General features: G+C 68.8%; 8 protein-coding genes, 1 tRNA gene and 1 pseudogene. 7 read left to right on the top strand and 3 right to left on the bottom strand.

The annotated features are described in order from the left end of the window. The 3 genes from rlmB to AC3XYG_RS42425 form a co-directional block, all read left to right on the top strand. The coding region (rlmB, locus tag AC3XYG_RS42415; protein WP_489145953.1) for a 23S rRNA (guanosine(2251)-2'-O)-methyltransferase RlmB at positions 1-751 on the top strand (751 nt) is incomplete at its 5' end. Between the two features lie 68 nt (positions 752-819). Then, the gene (locus AC3XYG_RS42420) at positions 820-1,065 is read left to right on the top strand and encodes a type II toxin-antitoxin system Phd/YefM family antitoxin (RefSeq protein WP_489145960.1); all 246 of its coding nucleotides are present in this window, start codon (positions 820-822) and stop codon (positions 1,063-1,065) included. Next, positions 1,062-1,475 (top strand): type II toxin-antitoxin system VapC family toxin, encoded by a 414-nt coding sequence (locus AC3XYG_RS42425; protein WP_489145954.1) that lies wholly within the window; start codon positions 1,062-1,064, stop codon positions 1,473-1,475. The genes AC3XYG_RS42420 and AC3XYG_RS42425 overlap by 4 nt, the downstream gene beginning before the upstream one ends. A 30-nt stretch (positions 1,476-1,505) precedes the next feature. Here the strand turns inward: AC3XYG_RS42425 and AC3XYG_RS42430 are convergent. Beyond that, positions 1,506-1,581 (bottom strand) — tRNA-Ile (locus AC3XYG_RS42430). A gap of 86 nt (positions 1,582-1,667) precedes the next feature. Beyond that, complete coding sequence (locus AC3XYG_RS42435; protein ID WP_489145955.1) at positions 1,668-1,976, bottom strand: hypothetical protein; 309 nt, start codon at positions 1,974-1,976, stop codon at positions 1,668-1,670. A gap of 506 nt (positions 1,977-2,482) precedes the next feature. On the opposite strand from AC3XYG_RS42435, the gene AC3XYG_RS42440 reads away from it, so the two are divergent. The 4 genes from AC3XYG_RS42440 to AC3XYG_RS42455 are packed head-to-tail and all read left to right on the top strand — an operon-like array spanning position 2,483 to position 6,117. Next, entirely contained in the window at positions 2,483-3,493 is a 1,011-nt protein-coding gene (locus tag AC3XYG_RS42440) for an ABC transporter substrate-binding protein (RefSeq protein WP_489145956.1), read from the top strand. 1 nt (position 3,494) lies between these two features. Then, the gene (locus tag AC3XYG_RS42445) at positions 3,495-4,355 is read left to right on the top strand and encodes an ABC transporter ATP-binding protein (RefSeq protein ID WP_489145957.1); all 861 of its coding nucleotides are present in this window, start codon (positions 3,495-3,497) and stop codon (positions 4,353-4,355) included. Further along, positions 4,348-5,196 carry an ABC transporter permease gene (locus AC3XYG_RS42450; RefSeq protein ID WP_489145958.1) on the top strand — a complete coding sequence of 283 codons (849 nt, stop codon included), beginning with the start codon at positions 4,348-4,350 and terminating at the stop codon, positions 5,194-5,196. Before AC3XYG_RS42445 ends, AC3XYG_RS42450 begins: the two co-directional genes overlap by 8 nt. A 42-nt stretch (positions 5,197-5,238) precedes the next feature. Next, positions 5,239-6,117 (top strand): TauD/TfdA dioxygenase family protein, encoded by an 879-nt coding sequence (locus tag AC3XYG_RS42455; protein WP_489145959.1) that lies wholly within the window; start codon positions 5,239-5,241, stop codon positions 6,115-6,117. 18 nt (positions 6,118-6,135) lie between these two features. Here AC3XYG_RS42455 and AC3XYG_RS42460 read toward each other — a convergent pair. Next, positions 6,136-6,438 (bottom strand): annotated as a pseudogene (locus tag AC3XYG_RS42460) (ABC transporter permease); the annotation flags it as partial.

Below are 6,438 nucleotides of genomic sequence, written 5' to 3' on the forward strand. Positions count from 1 at the left end.
GCCGCCCGCCCGTGAGCCGGACCGCTACCTCTACGGCGTCCACGCCGCCGTCGCCGCAGTGCTGAACCCGCAGCGCGAAATCACACGGGTGCAGTGCACCGAGGCCGGGCTGGCGAATCTGTCCGAGGCGCTGGCCAAGGCGGCCGAAGCCGGGTTGGTGCGCCCCGCGCCGGAGGTCGTGGACCGCGAGCTGATGGACCGATTCCTCAAGGGCGCGGTGCACCAGGGCATCGCGCTCGAGGTCAAGCCGCTGGATGCCCCCGACATCGACGATCTCGGCCGCGAGGCGGATCTGCGGGAGCGCAGCGTGGTGGTGGTGCTGGACCAGGTCACCGACCCGCACAACATCGGCGCCATCCTGCGCTCGGCCGCGGCCTTCGGCGCCCTGGCGGTCATCGTCACCGACCGCAACACGCCCGAGGTCACCGGGGTGCTGGCCAAGGCGGCGTCGGGCGCGGTCGAGCTTGTCCCGCTGACCCGGGTGAAGAACCTGGCCCGCGCCCTCGAATCACTCGGCGAGTGGGGCTTTCACCGCATCGGCCTGGCCGAGGAGGGCGAGGTCACCCTGGCGGCGGCGATGGCCGGCGACCGGGTGGCACTGGTGCTGGGCGCCGAGGGCGATGGCCTGCGCCACCTGACGCGCGAGACCTGCGACGTGCTGGCCAAGCTGTCGACGCAGGGCCCGATCGGCAGCCTGAACGTCTCCAACGCCGCCGCCATCGCCCTGTACGAGGCGGCACGGGGGAGCTGAGGGCCGTCTTGCACCTCAAGACAACATGACCATATTATCTGGTCACATGGCGAATTGAGGTGACCATCATGGATGGCAAGACGATCGGGGCGGCCGAATTCAAGGCCTCCTGCCTACGTGTCATCGACCAGATCGCCGCCGATCGCGAGCCGGTGACGATCACCAAGCGTGGGCGGCCGGTGGCCGTTTTGACTCCAATCCCCCCGGACCTGACACGACCGGGCATCGTCGGCGCGCTGCGTGGATCGGTGCTGCGCTATGACGATCCCTTCGAACCAGCGACAGATCCGGCGGATTGGAGCGCCGACGCTTGATCGTCGCTGACACCCATGTGCTGATCTGGGCGGTGCAGGACGATGACCGGCTCGGCCCTATCGCCCGAGGCACAGTGGACACGGCGGCGCGTGCCGATGGGTTGACCATCGCCGCCATCACGCCGTGGGAAATCGCGATGCTGGCCCAGAAGGGCCGCCTGGCGCTGGGGCGTGACGTCGGCGCCTGGATCAATGCGGCCCTGGCCCTGCCGGGCGTCAGGTTGGCGCCCCTGCTGCCGGCCATCGCCGTCGACAGCGTCCGACTGCCGGGTGACCTGCACGCCGACCCGGCCGACCGAGTAATCGTGGCCACAGCCCGCCATCTCGGCCTGCCGTTGCTGACCGCCGATGCGGCGCTGCTCGCCTACGGATCGGCCGGATATGTGGCCGTCATCGACGCCCGGCGCTAACGGCGGCTCGAAGCCCGTAAGGGCGAAGCGTGGTGGGCCCGGCAGGATTCGAACCTGCGACAACACCGTTATGAGCGGCGGGTTCTAACCGCTGAACTACAGGCCCGTCCGGCGCCCTTCTAGCAAGCGGCGCGGACGGGGGAAAGCCGGTTGCGGCGCCCGGTCCTATATGGCCCGGACGCCGCTATCCGCTTACTGCGCCTTTTGGCCGCCGGCGAGCATCTGCTTGACGATGCCGACGATGACCATGAGGACGCCGCCGCCGACGCCACCGCCGACGATCTGGCCGATGATCGAGCCGATATCGAGGGTGCCGCTGGAGGCTGCCGTGGCGAGGCTGGGGACGACCGCCCCCAGGATCTGGCCGCCGATGCCGCCACCGATGATGCCGGCGATCGAGTTGCCGATGGTGCCGAGGCTGTACTGTTTGACGGCGGCGCCGGCAACATTGCCGCCGACCGCACCTGCGACGAGCTGGATGATCAGGGTCACGATATCCATCGGATCTCCTTCCGATCCATGGAGCGCGCCGTCGGGCGGTGCGTCGCATGAAGCCGAATCGCCGAATCATCGGCACCGCACAAATAAAGATGCGCTTCGATTCGTTCCGCCTCAAGAACTATTTGGGCATGGATTGTCCCTGGCGCATCCAATGCCAAGAAGCGGTCGTGTCGTCGGCAGAGCGATTCGCCGATTCTATTGTCGGGTTTACGACCGCTGTACGGAGTCAGCGACGACTCTGATCAGGGCGCACGATGATGGATACCGAGTCCGGTCACCGCCCCGGCCCGGGCGACACTGTCGGCCGCAAGATCGATCGTCCTAAGATCCTCGCCGACCAGGATCAACCCGGTGTATCTCGGCGGACGGATGGCCCGGTCGACCTCCGCCGGCACGAAATTACATTTCCATTTCGATGTTTTGCATATAACACAATTTTATTGGATTGATATTTCGACGACTCCTCCAAATCTTTGTCCAACTTCAGCCAGCCCAGGAATCCCCGCATGCGCGCGCCACGCCTTCTCGGACCGCTCCTCACCGCCGCGGCATTGTTCGCCCTTGCCGCCCCGGCGCAGGCCGAGACCGCGACCCTGCGGATCGCGCAGCAATTCGGCATCTCCTACCTGCCGATGATCGTCGCCAAGCAGCAGAAGCTGATCGAGGCGGCTGCGACCGAGGCCGGGCTGCCGGCGCCGGAGATCGACTGGATCCAGGTCAGCGGCGGCGCCGCGATGAACGAGGCGCTGCTGTCCGGCAGCCTGGATGTCGCCGCGGCCGGCGCGCCGCCGGCCATCACGCTGTGGGCCAAGACCCGCGGCTCGATCGACGTGAAGGGGATCGCGGCGCTGGGGTCGATGCCGATCTACCTGACCACCACCAACCCGAAGGTGAAGACGCTGGCCGACTTCACCGACCAGGACCGGATCGCGCTGCCGGCGGTGAAGGTCGGGTTCCAGGCGGTGGTGCTGCAGATGGCGGCGGCCCAGGCCTTCGGCGAGGACCAGGCGACCAAGCTGGACGACCTGACCGTCAGCATGGCGCATCCGGACGCGACCGCGGCGCTGCTGTCGGGCGGGTCCGACATCACCGCCAATTTCGGCGCGCCGCCGTTTCAGAACCAGCAGTTGCAGGACCCGAAGATCCACCGGGTGCTGAGCAGCTACGACGTGCTGGGCGGGCCGCACACCTTCAACGTGGTCTACGCGACCGGCGCGTTCTACACCGACAACCCGAAGACGGTGGCGGCGATCGTGACCGCGCTGGACCGGGCCAACCAGTTCATCACCGCGCATCCGGCCGAGGCGGCGAAGCTGTATATCGCGGCCGAATCCTCGAAGCTGCCGGAGCCCTTCGTCGAGGCGCTGATCACCGACCCCGACAACCGCTACACCGTGGCGCCCGAGAACATCCTGAAGTTTGTCGACTTCCAGCACCGCATCGGCCAGATCGACACCACCACCACGGATTGGCGCGACCTGTTCTTCCCGCCGCTGCACGACCGCCAGGGCAGCTGAGATGACCACCCCGGCCCTTGGTCCGGCCCTCGCCCTGGTTCCCCCCGGCGCTGGAGCCGAAGCGCCGGCCCTGCGGCTCGACGGCGTTTCCCTGGCCTATGTCGCCGAGGGCCGGCGGGTGACCGCGGTCTCGGAGGTGTCGCTCGACATCCGCCGCGGCGAAAGGCTGGTGCTGCTGGGCCCGTCCGGCTGCGGCAAATCGAGCCTGCTGAAGAGCATCGGCGGCTTCCTGCCGCCCAGCGCGGGCCGGGTGCTGCTGGACGGCAAGCCGGTGTCGCGGCCATCGCCCGACCGGATGATGGTGCTGCAGGATTTCGACCAGCTGCTGCCCTGGATGACGGTGCGGCGGAACCTGGTCGCTTCCCTGGCCTGGGCGCGCCGCACCCGCCGGGTCGAGGCCCAGGCGCTGGCCGAGGACATGCTGCAGCGGGTCGGGCTGGCCCGGGTGGCCGACCAGTACCCGCACACCCTGTCGGGCGGCATGAAGCAGCGCGCCGCGATCGCCCGCGCCCTGGTGCTGCGGCCCGCGGTGCTGCTGATGGACGAGCCCTTCGCCGCGCTGGACGCCATGACCCGCCGGCGCATGGAGGAGGAACTGCTGGCGCTGTGCGAGGAGACCGGCGTCACCACCGTCTTCGTCACCCATGCGATCGACGAGGCCATCGTGGTCGGCAGCCGGATCGTGGTGATGACCGCGCATCCCGGCCGGATCCGTGCGGTGATCGACCTGCCCGGCGGCCGCGGTCCGGATCGCGGCGACCCCGCCTTCGCCACGCTGGAGGCGCGGATCGGCGGGCTCATAGCGGACCAGATCGGCGAGGGGATCGGCGACGGGTCCGGAGCGGGAGCGACGCATGGTTGATTTCCATGGGCTGGTCCAGGCCGGGTCGCCGCTGCGCCCGGTCGAGACGGAGATCCGTGCTGCCCGCTGGATCGGAGCGGGAGCCTGGCGCCGGCTGCTGATCCTGGCGGCGCTGGCTGCGATATGGGAGGTCACGGCCCGCATCGTCGGCAGCCCGCTGCTGCTGCCGAGCTTCCTGGCCACCCTCACCGCCTTCGGCCAGGGCATCGCCAGCGGCGAGCTGCCGCTACGCACCTTCGCCTCGCTGCAGGTGCTGGTGATCGGCTACGCCATCGGCGTGGTCGTCGCGGCGATCCTGGCCGGGCTGGCCACGGCCACGAAGCTGGGCGCCGAGCTGCTGTCGACGCTGACCGCGATGTTCAACCCGCTGCCGGCGATCGCGCTGCTGCCGATCGCGCTGCTGTGGTTCGGGCTGGGCACGCCCAGCCTGCTGTTCGTCATCGTCCATTCCGTGGTCTGGCCGCTGGCCCTGGCGACCCATTCCGGCTTCCGTGCCGTGCCGCGACCGCTGGCCATGGTCGGGCAGAATTTGGGGCTGCGCGGCTTCAGCTACGTCGCCCGCATCCTGGTGCCGGCCGCCTTCCCGGCGATCCTGGCCGGGCTGAAGATCGGCTGGGCCTTCGCCTGGCGCACTCTGATCGCGGCTGAGCTGGTGTTCGGCGTCTCCTCCCGCTCCGGCGGGCTGGGCTGGTTCATCTACGTCAACCGCAACCAGCTGGAGACGGCCAATGTCTTCGCCGGCCTCCTGACCATCATCCTGATCGGCCTTCTGGTCGAAAGCCTCTTGTTCCGCACCCTGTCCCGGCTCACGGTCGAGCGCTGGGGCATGCAGCACGGCTGAACTGCCCCCACACAAGAAACCGACGCTTACGGAAACGCCGCCATGTCCTTCACCACCAATCCCCTGTCCGACCTGATCGGCCTCGAGATCAGCGGGCTCGACCTCACGACACCGCCCGACGATGCCACCTTCGCCCGGGTCAAATCGCTGTTCGAGGCGAATTCGGTCGTGGTGTTCCGCGACCAGCGGATCACGCCGGAGCAGCAGATCGCCTTCAGCCGCCGCTTCGGCGAGCTGGAGATCCATGTCCAGCATCATTTCCACCTGGCCGGGCACCCGGAGATCCTGATCGTCTCGAACGAGACGCGGGAGGACGGCAAGCCGCTGGGCTTGGCCGATGCCGGGCGCTATTGGCATTCCGACCTGTCCTACAAGGCGGAGCCCAGCCTGGGGTCGTTGCTACATGCCCAAACCCTGCCGGCGGTCGAGGGCGACACCTTGTTCGTCAGCATGGCCGCCGCCTATGACGCGCTGGATGACGAGACCAAGGCCCGGATCGAGACCCTGACCGCGGTGCACGATTACACCGCCCGCAACGCCGCACAGCAGGCCAAGAGCACGCTGCGGCCGGGCCTGACCGCGGACCAGGCCAAGACGGTGCCGCCGGTCGTCCATCCGGTGGTGCGGGTGCATCCGGCCACGGGGCGCAAGGCGCTGTTCGTCAGCGAGGGCTTCACCACCCACATCGTCGGGCTGGAGCGGGCGGAGAGCGACGCGCTGCTGCACCGGCTGTTCGAGCACATGACCCAGCCGCGCTTCCAGTATCGCCATCGCTGGCAGGCGCATGACATGGTGTTCTGGGACAACCGGGCGACCATCCACCTGGCCACCGGCTGCCCGCCGGAGCTGGCGCGAACGCTCTACCGCACCACGGTGAAGGGCGACCGGCCGATCGGCCCGGCCGACCGCGCCGCAGCGTGAAGCAAGACCGCGCGCCCGTCAGGGAGCGCGGGTCCGCTTGGCGCGGGTGACCAACTGGGTCGGGTTGACGAAGCGCAGCGCGATCAGCAGCCAGAGCAGCGTGGTGACCATGTAGATCACCGCCATGGCGTCGATCGACTGGCCGGCCCGCACCCCTGCGGCGAAGACGGCGTAGTACAGCGCCACCACCAGGGTCTGGCTGGTCGGGCCGGCGGTCAGGAAGGTCAGTTCGAACATCGCGATGGTGCGCACCAGCACCAGCAGCAGCGCCGCCAGGATGCCCGGCGCCAGCAGCGGCACCAGCACGTGCCGGAACAGCTG

The sequence above is a fragment of the Inquilinus sp. genome (assembly GCF_057815775.1).

Excerpts from the sequence above, each read along its gene's own strand:
- AC3XYG_RS42420 (WP_489145960.1), top strand. The coding sequence starts at position 820 with ATGGATGGCAAGACGATCGGGGCGGCCGAATTCAAGGCCTCCTGCCTA.
- AC3XYG_RS42435 (WP_489145955.1), bottom strand. The coding sequence starts at position 1,976 with ATGGATATCGTGACCCTGATCATCCAGCTCGTCGCAGGTGCGGTCGGC.
- AC3XYG_RS42440 (WP_489145956.1), top strand. The coding sequence starts at position 2,483 with ATGCGCGCGCCACGCCTTCTCGGACCGCTCCTCACCGCCGCGGCATTG.
- AC3XYG_RS42445 (WP_489145957.1), top strand. The coding sequence starts at position 3,495 with ATGACCACCCCGGCCCTTGGTCCGGCCCTCGCCCTGGTTCCCCCCGGC.
- AC3XYG_RS42450 (WP_489145958.1), top strand. The coding sequence starts at position 4,348 with ATGGTTGATTTCCATGGGCTGGTCCAGGCCGGGTCGCCGCTGCGCCCG.
- AC3XYG_RS42455 (WP_489145959.1), top strand. The coding sequence starts at position 5,239 with ATGTCCTTCACCACCAATCCCCTGTCCGACCTGATCGGCCTCGAGATC.